Origin of the sequence: Asanoa ishikariensis (assembly GCF_900107455.1) — a bacterium.
GTDB lineage: Bacteria > Actinomycetota > Actinomycetes > Mycobacteriales > Micromonosporaceae > Asanoa > Asanoa ishikariensis.
The window spans coordinates 83,665-107,106 of sequence record NZ_FNQB01000007.1 but is presented as its reverse complement, the minus strand read 5'-3'; the positions used below and the strand labels follow the sequence as shown (position 1 = coordinate 107,106).

Genomic DNA, 23,442 nt, shown 5'->3' with positions numbered 1-23,442 from the left:
CCGTTGACCTACACGGTCAGTCGGCCCGCCCGGAACCGCTCCACCGCCGGCTTGCCCGGCTTCACGGTCTCCGAGCGGCCGTTGCCGAACCGGACCGCAATGTTGACGCGGCCCGTGTTGCGGACCGTCACAGTGCTCGACCGCTCGCCGCAGCGTGCTGGCGTGAAGGAGAGCTGCCTCGACGGGGCCGTGGGCGCGATCGAAGACCTCCTGTCACGGATCAACGGCGGCGCGGCCCGATTTCGCTGGTGATCAGCCGGGCGCCAACCGGAGGGAGTCCACGAACTCCCGGCGAGTCGCGACCAGCGCCGCGATAGCGGTGAACGTCGTGATCGACGACTTCCTGCTGCGGATCGAATGCGACACCGCCCCCAACTCGCTGGTGATCACCCGGGCGTTGACTGGAGGGTGTCCACGACTGCGCGGCGAGTGGCGAGCAGTGCGGGGATCGCGGTCAGGGCGGCGATGGCGAGCAGGACTCCGAGCGCGGTGGCGAGCAGCCATGAACCGGGTGGGTGCTGGACCTCGTCGCGGCTGACGAGCGTGAGGAGGCCGATGCCGGCTGGGATTCCCGCGACGACTCCCGGCACGGCGGGAAGCAGTTGCGCTAGCGCCAGACCCAGGCCGGCCTGGGCGGGCGTCGCACCGAGCGTTCGCGCGACGGCCAGCGGGTGCCGGGCGTCCAGGACCGCGGTCCAGTTGCTCACGACGGCGTTGACGAGGGCGAGGACCGCCAGCGCGACGATCACGACGAGCAGAGCCTGGTCCTGTCGCTCGCCGCGGGGGCTGGCCAGGTCCGTGTAGCCGAGGTCGAAGTCCGGCTTCGGACGGGTGTTGAGCATGAGGGTCGCGACGATCGCGGTCGTGGTGATCAGGGTGTTCACCGTGACGAGGCGGGCCCGGCGCGGCCGGCGCGCGTTGATCCGCACTCCGATCAGCAGGGGCGTGGGGAGCTGCCGGGACAGCCAGATGCGCCAACGTCGGCGCCGCGGTGGCGTCGCGGCATCCGCCAGCGCGTGGACCGTGCTCGTGGCCGCGGCGCGGATGACCGGCACCAGGGTCGCCGCCACCGCGATCCCCAGGGCGAAGACCGTTACCGCGAGCACCGTACGCAGCCCGGGTGGCGCGGCGTTGATCGAGCCGATGAGGCCGGCGCTGGGGCGGATCAGCACGGGTGCGGCGAACCAGCCCGCGGCCAGGCCGGTGGCGGCGGCGGCCAGCCCGATCACGAGGTACTCGGCGAGGTGCACCGCGGCGATCATGGCCGGTCCGGCGCCAACGGCCTTGAGCAGCCCGACCCGGCGGCGCTGGCCGATGATCCGGCCCGTGACGATGGTGGCGACGCCGGCCAGTGCCAGGCCGCTGAGCAGCCAGCTTCCGACGAGCAGGGTCAGCCGCGCGTCGCCGTACAGCCGGCCGTTGAGCTCGTCGATCGCCTGCCACGTCGTGAGCTGGTCGCCGACGCGATAGCCGGCGACCGCGGCCGGGTCGGTGAGTTTGAGGTTGAGGGTGTACGACGGCGGCTGATCGCCCGCGAGCAGCGCGAGCTCAGTGCGGTCGACCCAGACCAGGCCGCCGCGTTCGACCAGGACGCTGCCCGGGTAGTGCCACCCGGCATAGGGATACGTCGCCCGCGCCGCCGTGACCGCCGTCCCGGTCACCCGCAGCGGATGGCCGTCGACGCTGACCGTGTCGCCGGTGCGGATGCCGAGGCCGTCGGCGAAGGCGCGCTCGACGACCACGCCGCCGGGGCGCACCCAGGTGCCGTCGGTCAGCGCGGGCCGGTCGACCGACACGGGCGCGCCGTCCCGGCCCTCGACCACGACGTGCGCGGTGGTGCCGCCGGCCGTCATCGTCAGATAGGCGATCGGAAACGGTCCACTGTGGTCAGCGACGGCCGGCCCGGCGGTCCGCGGCGCGAGCTCGTCCAACGCGGCCTGGCCAGTGGCCCGGGGCGTCAGGATCACGTCCGGGCCGCGGTGGCGGAACGGGTCTGCTCGTAGGGCCGCGCGGCGACGTCGTGCAGCGTGAGGCCGAGGGTCAGCGTGGCGGTCGCGGCGCTGACGGCGACCAGCAGCAGGAGGGTCTCGGCCCGGCGGCGGCGCAAGTCCCGCACCAACAGCCGGCACACCAGCAGGAGGCGACCCGCCACGTCAGCGGCGACCGTCGTAGACGGTGCCAACGAGCCGGTTGTCGTCGGCGAAGGCGCCGTCGCGCATCGCGATCACCCGGTCGGCGACCGCGGCGATGCGGGCGTCGTGGGTGACCACCACGAGCGTCTGCCCCGCGGCGTGCAACTCGTCGAACAGCCGCAGTACCTCCAGCGTGGCGGCGGTGTCCAGGTTGCCGGTGGGTTCGTCGGCCAGCACGACCAGCGGCTCGTTGCTCAACGCGCGGGCGATCGCGACCCGCTGCCGTTGCCCGCCGGACAGCGCCGAGGGCAGGTGCATGGCGCGGTCGGCCAGCCCGACCCGGTCCAGCAGGTACAACGCCCGCTTGCGGGCTCGCCCCGGCGACCGGCCTGCCAGCAGCGCGGCGAGCTCGATGTTCTCCACCGCGGTGAGCTCATCCATGAGGTGGAACGACTGGAAGACGAACCCGACGTCGTCGCGCCGCAGCCGGGCCAGCGCCCGTTCGCTCATCGTGTCGACCCGGTTCTCGCCCAGCCACACCTGGCCGTCGGTCGGGCGTTGCAGCCCGCCGAGCAGGTGCAGCAGGGTGGACTTGCCACAGCCGCTCGCGCCCATGATCGCCAACGTCTGCCCGGTGGGCGCCTCCAGGTCGACCTCGTCGACGGCGCGTACCAGCGTGTTGTGCGAGCCGTACCTCTTGGTCAGCCCATGGGCTCGCAGCGCCATCACGACTCGGCGTGCCCAGCGCGCGACGCCCACGTGCGCTCGCAGGCCTCCAGCCATTCCAGGTCGGCCCGCAGCCGCAGCACGACGCCCTCCAGCAGCAGACCGGCGACCGGATCCACCGACCGGTCCAGCGCCGCGCGCTGGGCGTCACGCACCCGGCGCAGGACCTCGCGCCGTTGCGCGTCGACCAGCGAGACGGGATCGGCCAGCCGGCCGGCCGCGGCGGCCACCAGCTTGAGGTGGAACTCGGCGAGGTCCGGCTTCGGCCAGCTCACCTCGGTCAGCCAGCCCGCGACCCGCTGCTGTCCGGCCGGGGTCAGGGCGTAGACCCGGCGGTCAGGCCGGTCCGGCAGGCCCTCGTCGTGCTCCGAGGTCACCAGCCCGGCCTTGGCCAGCCGGGCCAACGCGACATAGATCTGACCGGCGTTCATCGCGTCGCCCAGCGGGCCGAGCGCCTCGCGCATCCGGGCACGCAGGTCATAGCCGTAGGCCGGCTCCTTGGCCAGCATGGCCAACACGACGTCTTGCACGCCGTAATAGATAGCGGGTAGCTATAGCGGTGTCAACCTACGCGCGGAGCCGCCCGAGCAGCCAGGCCGGGTCGGGGTTGACCCGTGACTCGCCGTCGACCACGACGGTCGGGACCGTCTCGTTGCCGCCGGCGATCGCCCGGACCGCCGCCGCGCCGGCCGGGTCGGTCCAGATGTTGACCCAGTGCGCGCGGCGCCCGTGGCGGCCCAGCCGGAGCCGCAACCGTTGGCAGTAGGGGCATCCGGGCCGCCAATAGATCACCGGTCGGCCATCGACGCCGCTGCGCTGCTGCGCGTCCGCCGCACCGATCGAGCGGGGAAAGGCCAACGGCGACCACAGGAAGGCCAGCGCGACGAACAGGACGATCTCGGCGACCACGAGCGCGGACCAGCCACCCGCGGCGAACGACGTGCCCGCCGCGAACACGCCGACAGCCAGGGCGAACCCGGCCCACCGCCAACTCCGCAGCATGAGATCACGGTACGCGCGTCGCCGGCAGCCGGACCAGGAGGTCTCACCGACGTTGGTGGTCCGCTAGCTCGTCGATCACCAGCAGGTCCGCGCGGTGTTCGCCCGACCGGTACGCGACCCGCCCGATCATGTGCGCGGCCACGGGCGCGGTGGTGAGCGCGAACACCCCGATCAGCACCAGGGTCGTGATGTCGACCGTGTTGCGGAACCGAAGCCCGCAGCCGAGCAGCACCAGCAGCAGGCCGAGGACCTGGGGCTTGGTCGCCGCGTGCATGCGGGACAGGATGTCCGGGAACCTGATCAGCGCGACCCCCGCCGCCAGGCTGAACGCCGCCCCGGCGATCAGGCACACCGAGGCCGCGACGTCCAGGGCCCTCACCGGTCGGTCCGGACGAAGCGGGCCACGCTGACCGAGCTGGTGAAACCGAGGGTGGACAACACCACGAGGACCGGCAGCGCCGTTGCGTCCAGGGTGTAGGCCGCCTCCGTGGCGATCGCGGCCACGATGATGGCGAGCAGCACGTCGGTGGCGACGACCCTGTCCAGGATGGACGGTCCACGCAGCGCCCGGATCAGGGCCAGCAGCGCGGCGGCCGCGAGGATGACGGTCACGGTGATGGCGACAGCGGTCATGGGCCTGCACTCTCGGATTGGTTGACAAGCAGAAACTCGGACGGCGAGCCGACCGCTTCGACGATCCGCCGTTCCAGGGCCAGCACGTCGCGCCGGAAGCGTTCGGCCTGGGCGCGGTCGCTCACGTCCAGCACATGCACGTACAACACACCAAGAGAACGGTCCACCTCGAGGATCAGGCTTCCGGGTACGAGCGAGAGCGCCTCGGCGGTCAGCGTCAGGTTGAGGTCGGTGTTGACGCGCAGGCGTACACCGATGATCGCGCTGTGGGGTGGGGCTCCGGGGCGGCAGGCCAGCGCGGCGACCTGGACGCTGGCCAGGACCAGGTCGTAGGCGAACCAGCCGACGAACCGGGCCAGCGCGACCGGGCGGAGCCGCCCGCCGAACACCACCGGCGGCAGCGGGAAGGCGATCAGCACGACCGCGGCGACGCCCAGGCCGCCGAGCAGGTTCGCCCAGGAGAATGTGCCCCACAGCAGGATCCAGACGAGGGTGAGCCCGAGCAGCGCGAAGATGGTGTTGTCGCGGCGGGTCATCGCACTCCCTCGCCGCGGACCGCGTCGACGTAGGGCGCGCGCTCCAGCAGGTCGGCGGCGGCGTCACCGGTCAGATCGAACAGCGGCCCGGCGATGCCGGTCAGGGCGACCCCGAGCACGAGCAGGGCGACGGTCGCGCCGACCATCAGGCGGGGCAACGCCGCGCCCTCGATCGGCCCGGACGCCGCAGTCCGCACCGGGCGGCGCCAGAAGGCCAGGTTCCAGACCCGGGCCACCGCGTACAGCGTCAGCAGGCTGGTCGCGAGTGCGGCGGCCACCAGCGCCCAGCGCAGTCCACCGCCCGCCGCGGCGCCCGCCTCGATCAGGCCAAGCTTGCCGAGGAATCCGGAGAACGGCGGAATGCCCGCCAGGTTCATCGCCGGCACGAAGAACAGCACGGCGAGCAGCGGGGAAAGGGCCGCCAGGCCGCCGAGCCGGTCGAGGGCGGTGGTGCCGCCGTACCGCTCCATCAGCCCGACGACGAGGAACAACGTCGTCTGGATCGTGATGTGGTGCACCACGTAGAAGATCGCGGAGGACACACCCAACTCGTTGGACAGCCCGATCCCGAACAGCATGTAGCCGATGTGGCTGACCAGGGTGAAGGACAGCAGCCGCTTCACGTCGGTCTGCGGTATGGCGCCGAGGATCCCGACCAGCATCGTCAGCATGGCGAGCACCAGCAGCAGGTCGCGGGTCGGTCCACCAGGGAACAGCAGCGTCTCCACGCGGATGATGGCGTACAGGCCGACCTTGGTCAGCAGGCCCGCGAACACCGCGGTGACCGGCGCGAGCGCGGTGGGATAGCTGTCCGGCAGCCACGCCGAGAGCGGGAACACCGCTGCCTTGATGCCGAACGCGAGCAGCAGGACGCAGTTCAGCATCAGCCGCACGCCGTCCGGCAGGGCGTCCAGGCGGCCGGCCAACTGGGCCATGTTCAGGGTGCCGGCCGCGGCGTAGATCAGCCCGATCGCGGTCAGGAACAACAACGACGAGAGCAGACTGACCACCACGTACGTCGTGCCGGCTCGGATCCGGTCCTCGGTGCCGCCCACCGTGATCAGCACGTAGCTGGCGACCAGCAGGATCTCGAAGCCCACGTACAGGTTGAACAGATCACCGGAGAGGAAGGCGGTGGTGACGCCGGCGGTGAGCACCAGGTAGCTGGGGTGGTAGATCGACAGCGGGGTGTCCTCGCCGCCGTCCGCCATGCCCTGGCCGATCGAATAGACGAGCACGCAGAGCGTGACGGCCGCGGAGACGACCAGCATCAACGCGGAGAACTGGTCGGCCACGAGCACGATGCCGATCGGCACCGGCCAGGCCCCGACGGCGACCACCTGCGGGCCGTCATCGCAGACCACGACCAGCAGCGCGGCGGACACGCCGAGCACCCCGGTGAGCGCGGCCAGGCTGACCAGCCGCTGCGCCTGCGGGAACCGGGTCAGCATCAACGTCACCGCCGCGCCCAACAGCGGGATCACCACCGGCAGCGGCACCAGGGCGGTCACGGCGCCTCGGCCTCGTCGTCGACGTCCTCGACCTCGGGTCCCGCGTCCCGCTCGGCGAGCTCGACGATCCGGCGGTCCTCGATGTCGTCCTGCACCTCGTCGTGCCCGACCAGCCGCCAGGACCGGTAGGCCAGCGCGAGCAGGAACGCCGTCAGCCCCAGCGTGATCACGATCGCGGTCAGGATCATCGCCTGCGGCAGCGGGTCGCTCATCTCGTCGTCCGGGGTGGTGCCGACGATCGGTGGGCCGCCGTACCGGCCGCCGGCCAGGATCAGCACGTTGACGCCGTTGGCCAGCAGCACCACGCCCATCAGCACCCGGGTCAGGCTGCGCTCCAGGAGCAGGATCACCCCGGCGGCGAAGAGGACACCGACCACGGCGACGTACGTGAGGTTCGGGCTCATCCCGCGGCCACCTCCTGCCGGTCGATCTCCGCGCCGAGGCTGCGCAGGATGTCGAGCATCAGGCCGACCACGACCAGGTACACGCCGATGTCGAAGAAGATCGAGGTGACCAGGTGCACGTCGCCGAGCACGGGCAGGTGCCGGTCGACGATCGCCGTCTGCAACACCTGGCCGCCGGCCAGCAGGGCCAGCACGCCGGTGCCGACCGCGACGAGCAGCCCGGCGCCGAGGACGATGCCGGCGTCGATCGGAGCGGCGGCGGTCAGCTCGGCCTGCCCGCCGGCGAGGTAGCGGACCGTCAGCGCCAGCCCGGCCACCAGTCCCCCGGCGAACCCGCCGCCGGGAGCGTTGTGCCCCGAGAACAGCAGGAAGACCGAGAACAGCACGATGGGGTGAAACACCAGGCGGGTGACGACCTGCAGGATGATCGACTGTCCACTCGGGCCGGCGCCCAGCCAGCCCGGCGGTCCTACGGCCGGCCCGGGCACGCCCCGCCGGCGGGCCAGCGCCTCCGTGCGGCGGAAGATCAGACTGGCGACGCCGGTGGCCGCGACGACCAGCACCGAGACCTCGCCCATCGTGTCCCAGGCGCGGATGTCGACCAGGATCACGTTGACCACGTTGCCGCCGCCGCCGAACGAGCCCGCCAACTCCGGGAAGATGGTGGAGACCGGGGTCGCCTCGCGCGCGCCGACGGCCACGAACGTCATGCCCGCCGCGACCACGCCGACCGCGATGCCGAGCGCGATCCGGCCGACCCGGCTGGTGCGGATCAGCCGCTCCGAGAACTTGGCCGGCAGCCGGCGCAGCACCAGCACGACCATCACGATCGTCGCGGTCTCGACCAGGAACTGGGTCAGCGCCAGGTCGGGGGCGCCGTGCAGGATGAACAGCACGGCGACGCCGTACCCGGAGATGCCCACCAGCACCATCGCGGTCAGCCGGCGCAACGCCCGCACCGCGGCGACCGCCGCGACGACGATCCCGACCGCGACCACGACCTGCAGCGAGGTGTCCCAGGCGCGGGCGTCGTCCGGCCACGGCGCGGAACCGATCAGGGTCCCGCCCAGGCCGGCGACCAGCGCCAGCAGGATGACACCGAGATAGAACGGGAGCGAGCCGCGCTGGGTGGCACCGGTCAGCTCGACCGCCCCACGGTCGAGGCCGTTCATCACCCGCTGGTAGACGGCGCCACCGTCGAACGGCAGCCGCGTTCCCGGTATCCGTTGCCGGTAGTGGAACAGCGCTCCGCCGGCCACCAGCACCAGGACGGAAAGCCCGAGCGGCCCGGTGAACCCGTGCCACACCGCGAGGTGGTAAGTGGCGCCTACCTCGGGAAACAGGTCGGCGTAGTGGTCCAGGCTCCCGCCGAGCGGCTTGGCGGCGGCGCCGACGCCGAGCCCGGCGACCGCGAGGATCCCGGGCCAGACCAGCCAGTCTCGTGCGATCGGATTCAGGCTCGCTTCTTGTTCGTGCTTGTCGGCGAAGGCACCCCAGAGGAACCGCAGGGTGTACGCGACGGTCAGGGTCGAACCGATCACCAGCGCGGCCAGCACCCACAGGTCCGCTGTGTCGGACCCGTGCAGGAACGCGTCGAACGCGGCCTCCTTGCCGACGAAGCCCGCGAACGGCGGCAGCCCGGCCATCGACGCGCCGGCCAGGATCGCGATCGCGGCCAGCACGGGTGCCCGCCGCCCGAGACCGCTCAGCTCCCGCAGGTCGCGGGTGCCGGTGCTGACGTCGATGATCCCGACGACGAGGAACAGCGTCGACTTGAAGAGCGCGTGCGCGAGCAGCAGGGCCACGCCGGCCAGGCCCGCGTTGCGGTTGCTCCCGCCGAAGACCGCGGTGAGCAGGCCGAGTTGGCTGACGGTGCCGTACGCCAGCATGAGTTTGAGGTCGTTCTGGCGCAGCGCGGTCCAGCCGCCGAGGAGCATGGTGAGCACGCCGGTGACGAGCAGCAGCGGACGCCAGGGCGGGTCGGCACCGAGCGTCGGCCCGAGCAGCGCGACGAGGAAGACGCCGGCCTTGACCATCGCCGCGGCGTGCAGGTAGGCACTGACCGGCGTCGGTGCGGCCATCGCCGACGGCAGCCAGAAGCTGAACGGGAAGATCGCCGACTTGCTGAGCGCGCCGAGCAGGATCAGCACCACCGCGGCCGCGAGATGCCCACCTGACGGCGGGCTGGCCTCGATCTCCGACCACCGGTACGTGCCGGCGGACTCGCCCAGGACCACGAAACCGGCCAGCATCGCGAGGCCGCCGAGAGTGGTGATCAGCAACGCCTGGGTGGCCGCCCAACGGTTCGCGCGCCGGGTCGGGTCCTGCGCGATGAGCAGGTAGGAGAAGACGGTGGTGAGCTCCCAGAACACGTACAGCAGGAGCAGGTTGTCGGCGACCACGAGGCCGAACATGGCGCCGGCGAACGCGACGAACACGGCGGCGTACCGGCCGAGCCCGGTCTGGTCTTCAGGGAAGTAGCGGACGCTGTAGGCCAGCACGATCGCGCCGATGCCGGTGACGAGCACGACCAGCAGCCAGTTGAGGGTGGCCATCCGCAGGTCGAGGCCGATGCCGAGTTGAGTGACCCAGGTGTACGACTCGGTCACGGTGTCGTTCGTGCGCGCGAGCGCCCAGCAGAGCGCGGCGAGCGGCGCGAGCGCGACGACGTAGAGCGCGCGCCGACCGAGCCACCGCACCAGCCCAGGTGCGACCACAGCCATCACGGCGTGGACCCCCACCAGCACCAGCACACGCCCAGGGTAGGCGCAAGCGGGCATTTAGGACGTTAGGCGGGCTTGCGCCTGGGTGGCTTTGCGAACGTGAGGTACGCCCCGGTTGGGCGACCCCGGTGCGGGTGACGGTCCGTTCAACGCGGCCGGGTGAGTCGTTGACCCATACGGGGTGGCGGATGGCCGCCCCGTCGCGTTCCCGTCGGGACGCGGCGCCGATCGATCGAGGAGTTTCCCTTGTTGAAGCGTGCGTTGGGTGGTGTGGTCGCCGCTCTGGCGGTGACGGGCGGGCTGGCGGTGGTGTCGGCCGCGCCGGCTGCGGCCGCCACTCCCGCGAGTCGGTGTTCGACGTCGACGCTCACGAACACGAAGGGCTGGACGACCAAGGCCGGCGGCACCGTGAAGGTGGTGCCGAACGGAGCCCAGGTCGCGACGCCCGTGCAGGACTCGGCGGTGCAGTACCGCTACAACCTGCCGACGCGGGTGAAGCTCTCGGACGTCTCGGCGCTGAGCTACGAGCTGACCAAGCTGGACGGGACCACGGTCGACGGGACACCGATCCCGGCGGGCAACGCCGCCGCGCTGCCGGCGTACCGGCTGTTCCTCGACCTGACCAACAACGGCTCCGAGGACGGCGCGATCGTCTACGAGCCGTACTACCAGATCGACGGCAACCCGGCCCGCGGCCAGACGACGACGTGGGACGTGGACCAGGGCAAGTTCTGGACCGGCGCCACGATCCCGGGCATGGTCTCCGAGGGCGGCGGGTCGTACGCGAACAACCGCACCCTGACCGAGATCCGCACGGCGAACCCGAACGCCCGGGTGGTCGCGTTCGCGGTCGGGCAGGGCACGTACAACGACGGCACGGTGGCCCGCGTGAACCACGTGCGCTTCGCCGGCGGCAGGGTGTGCCAGGAGATCGTCTGGAAGGCACCCGCCGCGCCGTCATGGCAGCTCTCCTTCAGCCCGGCGCGGTGCGGCGAGCGGTCGAGCACGGTGACGGTGCGCAACACGGGCCGCGTCAACATCACGGTCCGGTTCGGCAACGGCCGGGCGCAGACTGTGAAGCCCGGCAAGTCGGTGGCGGAGCGGTTCCGGTCCGGTCGACTGACGGTGTTCGTCAACGGGCGCGAAGCCGGTGAGTTCCGGCACCAGCAGGTGCCGTGCCGGGCGGACAGCCGGCACTAGTTCTCGGGCGCCGGGCGGCTCGTGTCGCCGCCCGGCGCCCTGGACAGTTCCCGTCGGGTCTGTCACGGTGACTGACTGTGCGGGACGGGTAATTCGGCCTTGCTGGCCTGGGCGGCGACGTGTGTCGACCGTGCCGCCCGGGTGGTGAGCGTGCGGGCGCTGCACGCGGGCGAGGGTCCCTGGTTGCTTCGGGTCTCGTCGGTCGAGGTGGTCCTTCGGGCACCGACATCCCGCATCGACAACGACATGATCGCCACCAACGTCGCCGCGCTGCTGATGGCCGAGCGACATTCGTTGCCGGCTCCGCGGCTGCTCGGCGGCACGCTGATCGCCGGCGTGCCGGTCAGCCTCGAGACCGTCGTGCCCGGTGCGAGCGGGTGGCCGGCCCGGGTCGGCGTCGACCGGCTCCGCGCTGCCGGAGCGGCGATCGCGCGGGTCCATCGGATCTCGCTGACCCCGTCCGACCTTCTGCCGTGGCGGGCTCGGCCGATCGCCGTCGACGACTTCGCGTTGGACCGGCGGCTGGGGCGGATGCCGACCACGCCGTTACTCGCGCACGCCGACGCACTTGTCCAGGGCGCCGTTCCCGGTCCGTCGGTCTTCGTACACGGGGACGTGTGGCCGGGGAACATGATGTCGAGCGGCGCGTTGATCGACTGGAAGACGGCGGGCGTCGGCCACCCGGGCGTGGACCTCGGCGAACTCCGCAAGCAGGCGTTCCTGGCTCATGGCAACGACGCGCCACGGTTCGTGCTGGAGGGCTGGGAACGCGCCAGCGACACCCGCGCCACGGACGTGCCCTACTGGGACGCCGTCGCGGCGCTCAACACCCGGACCGAGTGCGACCCTCCGGAACACACCCCCCGCCGCGACGAGTTCCTCCGGGCCGCCGTGGCGAGGCTGTAGCGATCAGCCTCTCTGGCCCATCGGCTACGAACATTACGTGAGCTTGACCCGTGAGGCGGACACCCGAGGTGAAGTTTGGATACTTACGACGCGGGCCTCGCGATGTGATCCACAACCTTCGTCGAGGCCTGCGCACGTGCGTTCGACGACGCTCGCATGCGGTCGTTGACCAAGCAGCCGGCTGCGGGAGCCGCGCCGCTGACCAGCACCGCACGCGCGTGGGCGGAGATTGCGCCACCTTCGTTGGGACGCGGCGGGACTTGTTCGGTGTTCGCTGTGCTAGCGCCCGAGAGATGGGGCTTCGCGGTCGACGCGCGACGCGCCGGTTCGTCTCAGTCGAAGGAGAACACCCAGCGTGACGAGATTCGCGGCTTACGTGGCAGAACCTCCGGCGATTGTGCCCACGCGGCGTGACGACGGTCTAATGAGCCCTGTCGGCAATACCCCGGTAATGATCAACAGGAGCAGTTCGTGGACCTTGAAGGCAAACGTCAGCTACGCACGATCCTGGCGAAATGGATCTACGACAAGACCGGCGGCAACGAGTACCACCTCGCGGAAACAGACGAGTTCAAGGTCCCAGACGGTTGGTCTGGTCCGATACCGAGCGAAGACGACGTGGCCGCCGCGATCAAGTGGCTTGAGGGCGAGCATCTCGTCAGGCCGCATTGGACGATGGACGGGCTGCCGTCGGTCCAGATCACGCACTACGGGGTCACCGAGATGGAAGAGGCCATCAGTGACCCGAAGACCAGGACCGAGCACTTCGTCCCGCTGGTCAACATCACGAACATCCACGGATCGGTGTACGGGTCGCAGATCCAGCAGGGCAGCCCTGGCGCGACGCAGACCGGCACGTTCACGTTCGACCAGCGCAACGACGTCGAGGCGTTCATCGCCGCCGCGCGGCAGCTTCTCGACAACGTCAGCGCCGATGTGCGCACGCGGACCGGGGCCGACCTCGATGCGATGGACCGCGAACTCAAAGACGGCAACCCGCGAGCCGGCATTCTCCAGGCGTTGGGTCGCGAGGTCCGGGCGGCGTTGATAGCCGCTGCGGGATCGACGGCGGTCCAGACGCTGTCCGCGATCCAGTGGCCTTAGGCGCAACGGGATCGCATCCACACAACGCAGAGAAACGGGCCAGCTCCTCGTGGGGATACAGGCCCGTTTCTACAGATCGCTCTCGCTAGATCACGTCCCACCGCAGCACGATTCGCACGTACCGGTGCGCCGACCATTCGTATCCATACGGACCGATGGGTGGGCACTTAACGCAGGTCGCCGGCTGGCCCGGCGGGTAGGTGGCGCCAAACGTGGCAGCATGCAAACAGGATCCCTCCAGCTCAGAGGAGGGGCGAGTGCATGGGCGGTCTGACCGCGGATCCCGCCTTCCGGTCGATGACGTTCGTGGTCATCGACTTCGAGGCAACGACACCCACCGGCTACCCATCTCAGCCGATCGAGATAGCCGTTCTGGCACTGCGCTACGAGGACGAGGGGTGGCAAGAGACAGGTAGGAGCACATCGCTGATCCGGCCTCCCGCGTTCGCGCCGGTAACACCGGCTGGCACCGCGCAGACTGGGCTGACGGCCGCGCAGCTCAGCGTGGCCCCGACCCCAACCGAAGCCCTGGGCGGGGTGGACCGCCGCTTCTCGGGCGACACCCCGTACCTACTGGTGGCCCACCACGCCGCCACCGAAGCCAACATCATCTACAACCAGCGAGAACACTGCCCGACGCTCGCCCGCACCAATCTCCTCGACACAATCCTGCTCGCCAAGCACTGCATTCCTGGCCTGGTGAACTACCGGCTCGACACGTTGCTCACGCACTTCGAAATCTCGCAGCCAGCGAACCGCCACCGGGCCACCGCCGATGTCGACGTCACCGCGCAGGTGTTCCGCAGGCTGATCACCCTGGCGAACGACCGCGGTCGAGTCGCGAACCTCGCTGCTCTCGTGAAGGTCGCCGGTCGTACGGCGAAGTGCAACCTGGCCGCACAAGACGGGTTGTTCGAGCTGACGCCAGTAGCGGGCGAGGTGGCCGCCGAGCCGACCTGATGAACGGGGACTGTCTGCTCTGTTATTCATCGCCCGCCGAGGCGTAGCCACGTACGAGTCGGACAACGGCGGCCCGGTCGCCCTCGACGACCACACCGTGGTCGCGTTCCGCGTCGCCCAGAGCGAGCCCGCCGAAGAGGATCTCGCTCCATACCGTCGAGTCGGACGTGACCGTCGCGGCGGCGGGAGTGCCGGCGTCGTAGGTGTGCACCGGCGGGTCGGATCGGCGCTCGTCGTAGAGGCGTAGTGCGACGTTTGAGTCGGCCGCACCCATCGTGCGCATCGCGACCACGATGCCGTCGGGAGTCATGCCGCCGGAGGTGCTCGGGTCGGGTCCGGCCGAGAACCATTGCCCCAGCGCGGCCAGGACCGGCTCCAGGCCGCGGCCCCATTCCGTCGCCGCATAGGCATGAGTGCGGGCCAGGTCCGCGAGGACGACCTGCTCGACGATGCCGGCCTCGCGCAGGAAGCGCAGCCGGTCGGCGAGGACCGCCGGGGTGATGCCGCGTACCGACTCCTGCAGGTCGGCGAACCGTTTCGGGCCCAGGATCAGCTCGCGCACGAGGATCAGCGTCCACCGGTCGCCGACGAGGTCGAGGGCGTTCGCGGCGCGGCACGCGTCTCCGTGCTCTCCGTAGCTGCGCTTGATCGGCACGTTCCGCCTTACTCTCTTTACCCGAGTGCTGACTATGTTTAGCATAGTCGGCATGTCCGCACCCGAGATCGTCGACCGCCAGGCCTGGATCCGCGAACGCGAGACGCTGCTGGTTCGCGAGAAGGCGCACACCCGCGAGGGCGACGCGATCGCCGCCGCCCGCCGCCGGCTCCCGATGACCGAGGTCGCACCGGTCTCGCTGGTCGGGGCGCGTGGCGAGACGCCGCTGGAGGAGATCTTCCAGGGCCGCGACCAGCTCGTGGTCTACAAGCACATGTGGCACGACGGCAAGTCCTTCGCGGACCAGTGCGAAGGCTGCACCGCCAGCATCTGGGACTTCCACGACGCTGCCTACCTCGAAGCGCGCGGCATCTCCTTCGCCGTCTTCGGCGAGGGCACCTACGCGGAGATGGCGCCCTACCGCGAGTTCATGGGCTACACCCACCCCTGGTATTCGACGCACGGCATCACCGACCCCGCGTACGCCGGCGGCGGTGTCATCGCCTGCTTCCTGCGCCAGGGTGACCGGTTCTTCCTGACGTACGAGACGACCGGCCGCGGCGTCGAGGCGATCATGTCGTCGCACAAGCTCCTGGACCTGACGGCGTACGGTCGCCAGGAGGCGTGGGAGGACTCGCCCGACGGCTGGCCGCAGGACCCCACGTACACGCGCTGGCGCAGGGATGGTCGCCCCGTGCCGCAGTGGACCAGGCCAGGTGTCACCCAGAACGGCAACTAACCTGTCGGGGTGTCGCTGACCCTGAACGAAGCCCGCGCCCGGGCCGCCATGCTCTCCGAGGTCTCCTATGACCTCACCTTCGACGTCACCTCCCCGGACGACTTCCGCAGCCAGGTCGCCGTGCGCTTCGACACCACCGGCGGCGACACGTTTCTCGAGCTCCACCAGGCCACATCGATCGACGTAACGGTCGATGGCGAGACCATAACGCCGGCGTACGACGAGAAACGGATAACGCTGGAAGGCCTGACCCCGGGGACCCACGAGGTGGTCGTCGACGCGCGGCTGCGCTACGTCACCGACGGCGAGGGCATGCACACCTTCACCGACCCGGTGGACGGGGAGCGCTACGTCGGCGGGTATCTGGGCCTGGACATCACCCAGCGCCTGTTCGCCTGCTTCGACCAGCTCGACCTCAAGGCGCCGATCACGGTGACGGTCCTCGCCGATCCAGAGTGGACGGTGCTGTCCAACGGGCGACTCACGAAGGCGAAAAGCGGCCGGTTCGAGTTCGCCACCACCCCGCCGATCCCGTGCGACCTGCTGGCCGTCGCGGCGGGGCCGTACGCGAGCGTGACGTGGGAGCACCGCGGCGTCCCGATGGGCTGGCACGCGCGCCGCTCGCTGGCGGCGGAACTGAACCGCGACGCCGCCGAGCTGCGCCGGGTGACCGAGGTCTGCTTCGACCACTACGCCAAGATCTTCACCGAGCCGTTCCCGTTCGACTCGTACGACCAGGTCTTCGTGCCCGACCTCAACTGGGGCGCGATGGAGTGCCCCGGCTGCGTCACGTGGAACGAGCTCATGCTGCCGCGCGGGCGGGTCACCGACGACAACCGCCGGCGCCGCGCGATGGTGGTCGCCCATGAGATGTCGCACATGTGGTTCGCCGACCTGGTCTCCCCGGTGTGGTGGGAGGACGCCTGGCTCAACGAGTCCTTCGCCGACTACATGGGCTTCGAGGTGGCCGAGTTCGCCGCCGGGTACGCCGGCACCCGGGTGTCGTTCGAGGCCGCGTACAAGCCCGGCGCGTACCTCGCCGACCGCCGCCGTTCCACCCACCCGGTCGCGCCGGCCGCGCAGGACGTGCCCGACGTCGACACCGCCACGACGATCTTCGACCGCATCTCGTACGGCAAGGGAAACGCGGTCCTCCGGCAGTTGGTGACCTGGCTGGGCACGGAGGACTTCCTGTCCGGCGTGAACGCGCACCTGACCCGGCACCGGTTCGCAAACGCGACGCTCGAAGACCTGCTGTCGGCGCTCGACGCCGCCTCACCGCGCGACGTGCGCGGCTGGGCGCAGGTGTGGCTGCGGCAGTCGGGCCACGACACGATCAAGGTCTCCCGCGCGGGCGACGTGCCGGTGTTCACCCGCGAGGGCGTGCGGCCGCACCGCTTCACCGTGGCCGCGTACACCCCGTCGCTGGAGCCTGTCGGCGAACGGTTGGTCGACCTGGCGGACGAGCCGGTGGCGCTGCCGGAGTGGGCCGGGTTGGTCGTGGTGCCCAACGCGCACGGCGAGACCTTCGCCCGGATCGAGCTGGACCCGTTCTCGTACGACATCGTCGTGCGCGACCTGGCTGCCCTGAGCGATCCGCTCGTGCGTGCGGTGCTGTGGGCGACGCTGCTCGACCAGGTGCCGCCCGCCGCGCACCTGGACCTGGTCGCCCGACAGCTTCCGCGCGAGACCTCGTCCACCCTGGTGGCCGCCGCCCTCGACCGCACGCTGAAGGATCTGGTGCGCCGCGCGCTGCCGCCGTCGGACGTGCCGGCCGCGCTCGAGGTGGTCGCTGCGGCGTGCAAGCTCGATGGTGAGCCGGACGAGCAGCGCGCGATCGCGCTGGCGGGCGGGCTGGCCTGGAGCACGAGCGACGCCGCGCTGCTGCGGCGCTGGCTAGCCGCGGACGCCACCGACCAGGGCCTGGCGCTCGACCCGGCGCTGCGGTGGGCCACCGTGCGCCGGCTGGCCGAGCTCGGCGGCATCGAGGCGGCGGAGATCGAGGCCGAACGGCTGCGCGACGGCACGGCCGGTGGCGACCTCGGCGCGGTGACTGCTCTGGCGGCGCGCCCGACGGCCGAGGCGAAGGCGGAAGCCTGGGCGGCGATGACCGGGGACGTTTCCGTCAGCCGCTTCCGGGCGCTGGCCGAGGGCCTCTGGACGCTGTCGCAGCGCGAGCTGGTCACGCCGTACGTCGCCGCTTACGTCGCGGCCGCACCGGCACTGGCCCGGCGGGGTTCGGCGTTCGCCGCCGTGGTCGGCAAGGCGTTCCCGGCGTTCCCGCTGACCTCCGATGAGCTGGACCTGGTGCGCGACGCCCTGCGCGGCGACATCCCGGCAGTGCTGCGCCGGGAGTGGGAGGACGAACTGGACGACCGGGCCGCCTGAGTAGTCGTTCTCGTCGGCAGCTTCCCGTAATGTCCAGAAAGTGCGCGCGGTAGACGCTCGGTGGCGGGCCATGACGGTCGCCCTGATCGCGGCGTTCATGACCCTGCTCGACGTCAGCATCGTCAACGTGGCGCTGCCGTCGATCCAGACGGACCTGGGCCTGAGCTCGGGCGGCCTGCAATGGGTGCTCTCCGGGTACGCCCTCGCGTTCGGCCTGGTCCTGGTCCCCGCCGGACGGTTCGGTGACGCGCACGGGCGGCGCCGGCTGTTCGTCCTCGGACTGGCGGGGTTCACCGCGGCCAGCGCGGCCGCGGGCGTGGCGGACAGCGAGCTGTGGCTGATCTGCGCCCGCCTCGTGCAGGGCGCGTCGGCCGGCGTGGTCAACCCACAGGTCTCCGGCCTCGTCCAGCAGATGTTCAAGCCGGCCGAACGCGGCAAGCCGTTCGGCGCGCTCGGCGCGACGATCGGCATCTCCACCGCTCTCGGCCCACTGCTCGGCGGCGCGATCATCGCCATCGCCGGCACCGAGGACGGCTGGCGCTGGATCTTCTACATCAACGTCCCGGTCGGCATCGTCGCGATCGTGCTCGGCACGAGGTGGATCCCCGGCCACACGGGCGAGGAGGCCCCGCGCCGTGGTGTCGACCCGATCGGCGTCGTGCTGCTCGGCGCGGGGGTCGCGCTGGTGCTGCTGCCGCTCGTACAGGAAAGGGAGTGGCACGGTCCGATCGTCTGGCTGCTGATCCTGGCGGGGCTCGTGGTCCTCGGGCTCTTCGTCGCCTGGGAGCGGCTGCAGATGCGCCGGCGCGCGTCGCCCCTGGTCGACCTGACGCTGTTCCGGCGGCGCTCGTTCGCGCTCGGGTCGCTGTTGGCCCTGGCGTACTTCGCCGGGTTCACGACGACGTTCTTCATCTTCACGCTGTTCCTCCAGAACGGCCTGCACTACTCAGCGCTTGAGGCCGGCCTAACCGTCACGCCGTTCGCCCTCGGCTCGGCGTCGGGCGCGATGCTCGGCGGCCGGATCGTCAACCGCTACGGCCGGGTGCTGGTCGTCACCGGTCTGTGCATGGTGATCGGTGGACTGGCCCTGGTGATCCTCGCGCTGCACTTCGTCGAGGGCCGCGGCGCGGGCTTCGCGACCGCACTGCCACTGCTCTGCGCGGGCATCGGCAGCGGCCTGGTGATCAGCCCCAACCAGAACCTCACCCTGAGCCAGGTGCCGGTGGCCGAAGCGGGCAGCGCCGGCGGCGTCCTGCAAACCGGGCAACGAATTGGCTCGGCGATCGGCATCGCCGCGATCGGCGCGGTCTTCTTCAGCCGGCTGGCCACCACCGACGGCAACTACGCCGACGCCTTCCGAACCGGCCTGTACGTGACGATCGGCTTCATGGTGCTCGCGCTGGCGGCGGCGACCGCGGACGTGATCGCCGGCCACCGCGAACGCCCTAGCTGACCGCCTTCTCCCATCGGCCCGCGGTGGCCTCGTCGCCGGGGCGGCCATACGATATTCGGAGTCGGCCGTCGGGTGTGGTGTCCACGTCGGCCCGCACCTCGTACACCTGCGCGATCCGGTCCGGGGTCAGCACTTCCGCCGGCGAGCCCGCCGCGACGACGCGACCGGAGTGCAACAGCACCAGGCGGTCGCAGTACTGGGCGGCCAGGTCCAGGTCGTGCAAGGTCACCACGACGGTCGTGGGCGACGACGCCAGGAAGTGCAGCAGCTCCAGTTGGTGCTTGATGTCCAGGTGGTTCGTCGGCTCGTCGAGCAGCAGCAGGTCCGGTTCCTGCACCAGCGCGCGGGCCAGGTCAACCCGCTGCCGCTCGCCGCCCGACAGGCTGGACCAGCGCCGCCGCTCGAACCCGGCCAGCCCGGCCTCGGCGAGGGCGTTCCGGGCCAGCTCCACGTCGGGCGCGGACACCCCGGCAAGCCGCGGCCTGAACGGGATCCGGCCCAACAACACCACTTCCAGGGCGGACATGTCCACATCGGTCGCCGCCTGCTGGGCGACCATCGCGATCCGCCGCGCCAGCGCTCGCGGCCGCAGCGTGCCCAGAACCACGTCGTCGAGCAGCACCTCACCGGAGTCCGGCCGGGTCAGCCCGGCCAGCAGCCTCAGCAGGCTCGACTTGCCCGACCCGTTCGGGCCGAGCAGGCCGACCGTGGTGCCCGGTGCGGCCGTCAGCGCCACCTCGGCCAGGATCGGCACCGCGCCGACACGCCAGCCCACCCGGTCGGCGTGCACGCGAGCGGCCGTCACGGTGTGCCCGCCCGGCGCCGCATGACCAACGCGAACACCGGCACTCCGAGCAGCGCGGTGAGTACGCCCACCGGGAGCTCCTGCGGTGCGAACGCGGTCCTGGCCGCCGTGTCGGCCCAGATCAGGAAGATCGCGCCGACCACCGCGCAGGCGGGCAGCAGCGCCCGGTGTCGTGCGCCGACGACGAACCGCACCGCGTGCGGCACCGTCAGCCCGACGAAACCGATCGCGCCGCTCGCCGCGACCAGGGTGGCCGCCACCAGCGCGGTGACGCCGAACAGCAGCAGCCGGGTGCGGCCGGGGGAGAAGCCGAGCGAGCGCGCCGCGTCGGTGCCGAACGCGAACGCGTCCAGCGCCGTCGCCGCGGCCCAGCACACGAGCAGGCCGGCGCCGGTCACCAGGGCGCAGAGCGTGACGGTCGTCCACGAGGCGGCGGTCAGCGATCCGAGCAGCCAGAACGTGATGCTGCGGGTGTCCTGGCTGTGCGCGTCGGAGATGACGATCAGGCTGGTCACCGCGCTGAAGAGCTGGGAGACGGCGACGCCGGCGAGCACGATCCGGGTGGGTTCGGTGGCGCGCTGGCCCGCCAGCAGCAGGACCGCGGCGAACGCGGCCACGCTGCCGGCGAACGCGCCGGTGGTCAGGTCGACCGGACCCGTTCCGATCTGGATGCCGAGCACCAGCACCGCCACCGCGCCGGTCGAGGCGCCGGAGGAGATGCCGAGCAGGAACGGGTCCGCGAGCGGGTTGCGGGTCAGCGCCTGCAGCACCGCGCCGCAGACGGCCAGGCCGGCACCGACGAGCCCGGCCAGCAGCACCCGGGGCAGCCGCAGCTCCCACACGATGCTGTCCGGCAGGGGCGGCAACGGCCGCACCGGCATACCCAGGTGGGCGCCGACGGAGCGCAGCACGTCCGTGACCGACAGGTCGGCGACCCCGACCGTGACCGCCACCGCGATGCTGAGCACCAGGACGAGCAGAAGCGCCGCCGCCTTCATCGACGGGCGAACACGACGTAGTCGTCGAGGTACTGCCAGACCGTGCCGACCTCCGTGAACCCGGCCGTGCGCAGCGCGGCGAGGTGGAACTCCAACGACGCCAGGGCCTGCGGCGGCCGGTCGGCGAACCGCCGTTCCCGCTCCGCCTCCAGCCCGGCGAGCTCCGGATGGCGGGCCGCCTCGGCGTACCAGGCGGAGTAGGTGAGCGCGCCCTCGGCGAACGCCGCGTCCCGCACGTCGACCTCGTGCTGGCGGGCGATCTCGCCGAGCGCGGTCGCCGAACCGTCGTAGCGCAGGTGGTCGGCGTTGAGCAGCACCCCGCCGGGCGGCAGCAGGTTAGCGGCGGCGGTGTAGACGCGCAGGAGCTGGTCGGGTGAGAGCCAGTGCAGCGCGGTGGAGCTCAGCACGGCGTCGAACCGGCGTCCGGCCAACGCGGCGGACCACCCGTCGGCCACGAGGTCGACGTCGCGCACCTCGACCCGCGGGCCGTCCAGCACGCCGCGGGCGATCCGCAGCAGGACCGGGTCGTAGTCGACCGCCACGGCGGTGGCTTCCGGGAAGGCGGCCAGCACCCGGTCACTGATCGCGCCGGGTCCACAGGCCAGGTCGAGGATCGTCAGGTCGGCCGGGCAGTGCAGCCGCAGGACGTCGAACATCGCCTCGAAGCGTTGCTCCCGATGGGCGACGTAGGCGGACTGCTGCGTGTCCCAGAGCGCGAGCAGGCGCCGGGCGTCGGCCCGGTCCAGTGCGGTCATCGGGCGAACTTCCGAAGGCCCGCGCCGACCAACTCGGCGGCCTCGACGCTGCGGATGGACGGGTCCATCGACGAGCCCGGCACGACGACGAATCGGCCCGCCGCCACGGCATCCAATGTGGACGTGACCGGGTTCTTGCGCAGGAAGTCGATTTTCGACTGGGCGCTGTCACCGTCACCGCCGCGGGTCAGGTCGGCCACCACGATCACGTCCGGGTTCCGCTTGGCGATCTCCTCCCAGTTGCCGGCCGGCCACTTCTGGCTGGCGTCGCCGAACGCGTTGCGCGCCCCGACCAGCGTGCTGACCGCGTCCGGCACGCCACCGTGCCCGGCCACGTACGGGGTCGTGGTGCCGGAGTAGTACCAGAGCAGCGAGGTATCGCTCGCGGGAACGGTGGCGCCGGCCAGCCGGTCCTGCTGCTCGCGGATGAGCTGTTCACCCCGCGAGGGCACACCGAACACCTTCGCGATGTCGCGGATCTCGCCGAACAAGGCGTCGAAGCTGACCGTGGCGGTCGCGTCCGCGGCGTTCTCGCAGGCGAAGGGGGAGAGGTACGCGGGCACGCCGAGCTTGGCCAGATCGGCGCGCGGCCCGGCGGCGTCCGGAGCGTACGCGGACGTGTACGTGGAGTAGACGAAGTCGGGGCTGGCCACCCGGACCGCTTCGCGCGACGGGTACAGCTTCGCGAGCACCGGCACCTTGTCGTACGCGGGCCGCAGCGCGGGCAGCACCGGGTCGGTCTGGTAGCTCGTGCCGGCCATCCGGTCGGCCAGTCCGAGGCTGAGCATGATCTCGGTCGCGTTCTGTTCCAGCGTGACCGCGCGCTTGGGCGGCGCCGCCACGTGCAGCGGCAGCCCGCAGTTGGTCAGGTCCACGGAAGCGGCGCTCGCAGCAGGTGCGGGAACAGGTCCGTCGGCGCAGCCACCGACTGCCAACGCCGCGCACAGGCCCGCCGTAATGAAAACCATTTTCATTTGGCGGACACTAACAGCGACCCACCCGGGCAGCGCAAGTCGGGGATGGCGGCCCGCGCCCGGCCGGGCCGCCACCCACCCTCACCCCGGGGCGGCCCGGCGGCGCCCGCGGTAGTCCGCGACCATCAGGTCGGTGAGCTCGGCCACCGAGGTCTCGGCGGTCGGGCGGTCGAAGGTGATCCGGCCCTGTTGCAGGATGGCCACCCGGTCGCAGACCTGGAGCGCCTGCGCGTAGTTGTGCGCGATGATGACGATCGCGACGTCGCCGCGGGCCTTCAGGTCGGCGACCAGGTCCAGGATGATCGTGGCTTCCTTCGCGCCCATCGCGGCCAACGGCTCGTCGAGCAGCAGGATCCGTGCCGCCGAGTAGACCGACCGCGCGACCGCGATCGCCTGGCGCTGGCCGCCGGAGAGCTTGGCCGCCTCGACGGTCACGTCGGGGATGTCGACGCCCATCTCGCGCAGGTGCTCCTCGGCCAGGCGGCGCATCAGGCGGTTGTTGAGCAGCGGCCCGATCCGGTGCTCCCGGTTGAGGAACATGTTGTGGTAGACGCTGAGCTCGTTGACCAGCGCCAGATCCTGGTAGACGGTGTCGATGCCGAGCGACCGCGCGTGGTCGACGCTGCGCAACACCACTTCGATGCCGTCGACCAGGATGCGGCCCGCGTCCGGGCGGTGGAAGCCGCAGATCACCTTGATCAGCGTGGACTTGCCGGCACCGTTGTCGCCGAGCAGCCCGAGCACCTCACCGCGTCCAACATGGAGGTTCACGTCCTGCAGTGCGGTCAGCGCACCGAACCGTTTGGCCACACCCTCGACCCGCAACGCGTCAGCCATC

25 protein-coding genes are annotated in these 23,442 nt (G+C 71.2%); 8 read left to right on the top strand and 17 right to left on the bottom strand.

Going from position 1 to position 23,442, the window contains the following annotated elements; all coding sequences use genetic code 11:
- Positions 1-3: 3 nt before the first annotated feature.
- Positions 4-252 carry a hypothetical protein gene (locus BLV39_RS42770; RefSeq protein WP_143050133.1) on the top strand — a complete coding sequence of 83 codons (249 nt, stop codon included), beginning with the start codon at positions 4-6 and terminating at the stop codon, positions 250-252.
- A 134-nt stretch (positions 253-386) separates the two neighbouring features.
- Here BLV39_RS42770 and BLV39_RS41450 read toward each other — a convergent pair whose 3' ends face one another.
- From BLV39_RS41450 to BLV39_RS41400, 11 genes are read right to left on the bottom strand one after another with little or no spacing between them, the layout of a single operon-like run.
- Positions 387-1,967 carry an ABC transporter permease gene (locus BLV39_RS41450; protein ID WP_090804883.1) on the bottom strand — a complete coding sequence of 527 codons (1,581 nt, stop codon included), beginning with the start codon at positions 1,965-1,967 and terminating at the stop codon, positions 387-389.
- Positions 1,964-2,152 carry a hypothetical protein gene (locus BLV39_RS41445; protein ID WP_090804881.1) on the bottom strand — a complete coding sequence of 63 codons (189 nt, stop codon included), beginning with the start codon at positions 2,150-2,152 and terminating at the stop codon, positions 1,964-1,966. The genes BLV39_RS41450 and BLV39_RS41445 overlap by 4 nt, the downstream gene beginning before the upstream one ends.
- A gap of 1 nt (position 2,153) precedes the next feature.
- The gene (locus BLV39_RS41440) at positions 2,154-2,858 is read right to left on the bottom strand and encodes an ABC transporter ATP-binding protein (protein WP_176985357.1); all 705 of its coding nucleotides are present in this window, start codon (positions 2,856-2,858) and stop codon (positions 2,154-2,156) included.
- Complete coding sequence (locus BLV39_RS41435; protein WP_090804877.1) at positions 2,858-3,388, bottom strand: PadR family transcriptional regulator; 531 nt, start codon at positions 3,386-3,388, stop codon at positions 2,858-2,860. Before BLV39_RS41435 ends, BLV39_RS41440 begins: the two co-directional genes overlap by 1 nt.
- Positions 3,389-3,425: 37 nt before the next feature.
- Positions 3,426-3,860: a glutaredoxin domain-containing protein gene (locus BLV39_RS41430; protein ID WP_090804875.1), complete on the bottom strand. Its 435-nt coding sequence runs from the start codon at positions 3,858-3,860 to the stop codon at positions 3,426-3,428.
- A gap of 43 nt (positions 3,861-3,903) precedes the next feature.
- The gene (mnhG, locus tag BLV39_RS41425; RefSeq protein WP_090804873.1) at positions 3,904-4,239 is read right to left on the bottom strand and encodes a monovalent cation/H(+) antiporter subunit G; all 336 of its coding nucleotides are present in this window, start codon (positions 4,237-4,239) and stop codon (positions 3,904-3,906) included.
- Positions 4,236-4,493 (bottom strand): monovalent cation/H+ antiporter complex subunit F, encoded by a 258-nt coding sequence (locus tag BLV39_RS41420; protein WP_090804871.1) that lies wholly within the window; start codon positions 4,491-4,493, stop codon positions 4,236-4,238. Before BLV39_RS41420 ends, mnhG begins: the two co-directional genes overlap by 4 nt.
- Positions 4,490-5,029, bottom strand: coding sequence for a Na+/H+ antiporter subunit E (locus BLV39_RS41415; RefSeq protein WP_090804869.1), 540 nt, complete (start codon positions 5,027-5,029; stop codon positions 4,490-4,492). The genes BLV39_RS41420 and BLV39_RS41415 overlap by 4 nt, the downstream gene beginning before the upstream one ends.
- On the bottom strand, positions 5,026-6,540 hold the full coding sequence (locus tag BLV39_RS41410; protein ID WP_090804868.1) for a Na+/H+ antiporter subunit D: 1,515 nt from the start codon (positions 6,538-6,540) through the stop codon (positions 5,026-5,028). Before BLV39_RS41410 ends, BLV39_RS41415 begins: the two co-directional genes overlap by 4 nt.
- A complete protein-coding gene (locus tag BLV39_RS41405; protein ID WP_090804866.1) occupies positions 6,537-6,944 on the bottom strand; it encodes a Na(+)/H(+) antiporter subunit C in 408 nt (135 codons plus the stop codon). The genes BLV39_RS41410 and BLV39_RS41405 overlap by 4 nt, the downstream gene beginning before the upstream one ends.
- Positions 6,941-9,697: a Na+/H+ antiporter subunit A gene (locus tag BLV39_RS41400; protein ID WP_090804863.1), complete on the bottom strand. Its 2,757-nt coding sequence runs from the start codon at positions 9,695-9,697 to the stop codon at positions 6,941-6,943. Before BLV39_RS41400 ends, BLV39_RS41405 begins: the two co-directional genes overlap by 4 nt.
- 216 nt (positions 9,698-9,913) lie before the next feature.
- On the opposite strand from BLV39_RS41400, the gene BLV39_RS41395 reads away from it, so the two are divergent.
- The 4 genes from BLV39_RS41395 (at position 9,914) to BLV39_RS41380 (ending at position 13,837) form a co-directional block, all read left to right on the top strand.
- Complete coding sequence (locus tag BLV39_RS41395; protein ID WP_143050132.1) at positions 9,914-10,867, top strand: hypothetical protein; 954 nt, start codon at positions 9,914-9,916, stop codon at positions 10,865-10,867.
- Positions 10,868-11,017: 150 nt separating this feature from the next.
- Positions 11,018-11,773 (top strand): phosphotransferase family protein, encoded by a 756-nt coding sequence (locus BLV39_RS41390; RefSeq protein WP_239084110.1) that lies wholly within the window; start codon positions 11,018-11,020, stop codon positions 11,771-11,773.
- 471 nt (positions 11,774-12,244) lie between these two features.
- Positions 12,245-12,877: a hypothetical protein gene (locus BLV39_RS41385; protein WP_090804857.1), complete on the top strand. Its 633-nt coding sequence runs from the start codon at positions 12,245-12,247 to the stop codon at positions 12,875-12,877.
- 261 nt (positions 12,878-13,138) lie between these two features.
- Positions 13,139-13,837 (top strand): 3'-5' exonuclease, encoded by a 699-nt coding sequence (locus BLV39_RS41380; RefSeq protein WP_090804855.1) that lies wholly within the window; start codon positions 13,139-13,141, stop codon positions 13,835-13,837.
- 22 nt (positions 13,838-13,859) lie between these two features.
- Here BLV39_RS41380 and BLV39_RS41375 read toward each other — a convergent pair whose 3' ends face one another.
- Positions 13,860-14,492 (bottom strand): winged helix-turn-helix transcriptional regulator, encoded by a 633-nt coding sequence (locus BLV39_RS41375; RefSeq protein WP_176985356.1) that lies wholly within the window; start codon positions 14,490-14,492, stop codon positions 13,860-13,862.
- 52 nt (positions 14,493-14,544) lie between these two features.
- On the opposite strand from BLV39_RS41375, the gene BLV39_RS41370 reads away from it, so the two are divergent.
- The 3 genes from BLV39_RS41370 to BLV39_RS41360 all read left to right on the top strand — a co-directional run bounded on the left by BLV39_RS41370 (position 14,545) and on the right by BLV39_RS41360 (position 19,072).
- The gene (locus BLV39_RS41370; RefSeq protein ID WP_239084109.1) at positions 14,545-15,231 is read left to right on the top strand and encodes a DUF899 family protein; all 687 of its coding nucleotides are present in this window, start codon (positions 14,545-14,547) and stop codon (positions 15,229-15,231) included.
- A gap of 9 nt (positions 15,232-15,240) precedes the next feature.
- The gene (gene pepN / locus BLV39_RS41365; RefSeq protein ID WP_090804851.1) at positions 15,241-17,619 is read left to right on the top strand and encodes an aminopeptidase N; all 2,379 of its coding nucleotides are present in this window, start codon (positions 15,241-15,243) and stop codon (positions 17,617-17,619) included.
- Between the two features lie 70 nt (positions 17,620-17,689).
- A complete protein-coding gene (locus tag BLV39_RS41360; RefSeq protein ID WP_090804849.1) occupies positions 17,690-19,072 on the top strand; it encodes an MFS transporter in 1,383 nt (460 codons plus the stop codon).
- Here BLV39_RS41360 and BLV39_RS41355 read toward each other — a convergent pair.
- From BLV39_RS41355 to BLV39_RS41335, 5 genes are all read right to left on the bottom strand, one after another.
- Positions 19,065-19,877, bottom strand: coding sequence for an ABC transporter ATP-binding protein (locus BLV39_RS41355; RefSeq protein ID WP_239084108.1), 813 nt, complete (start codon positions 19,875-19,877; stop codon positions 19,065-19,067). The two genes, BLV39_RS41360 and BLV39_RS41355, sit on opposite strands and share 8 nt — an antisense overlap.
- The gene (locus BLV39_RS41350) at positions 19,874-20,875 is read right to left on the bottom strand and encodes a FecCD family ABC transporter permease (protein ID WP_090804847.1); all 1,002 of its coding nucleotides are present in this window, start codon (positions 20,873-20,875) and stop codon (positions 19,874-19,876) included. Before BLV39_RS41350 ends, BLV39_RS41355 begins: the two co-directional genes overlap by 4 nt.
- Positions 20,872-21,630 carry a class I SAM-dependent methyltransferase gene (locus BLV39_RS41345; RefSeq protein WP_090804845.1) on the bottom strand — a complete coding sequence of 253 codons (759 nt, stop codon included), beginning with the start codon at positions 21,628-21,630 and terminating at the stop codon, positions 20,872-20,874. The genes BLV39_RS41350 and BLV39_RS41345 overlap by 4 nt, the downstream gene beginning before the upstream one ends.
- Entirely contained in the window at positions 21,627-22,604 is a 978-nt protein-coding gene (locus BLV39_RS41340) for an ABC transporter substrate-binding protein (protein WP_090804843.1), read from the bottom strand. Before BLV39_RS41340 ends, BLV39_RS41345 begins: the two co-directional genes overlap by 4 nt.
- Positions 22,605-22,685: 81 nt before the next feature.
- Positions 22,686-23,441, bottom strand: a complete 756-nt coding sequence (locus BLV39_RS41335) for an ATP-binding cassette domain-containing protein (protein ID WP_090804841.1) — start codon at positions 23,439-23,441, stop codon at positions 22,686-22,688.
- Position 23,442 lies beyond the last annotated feature (1 nt).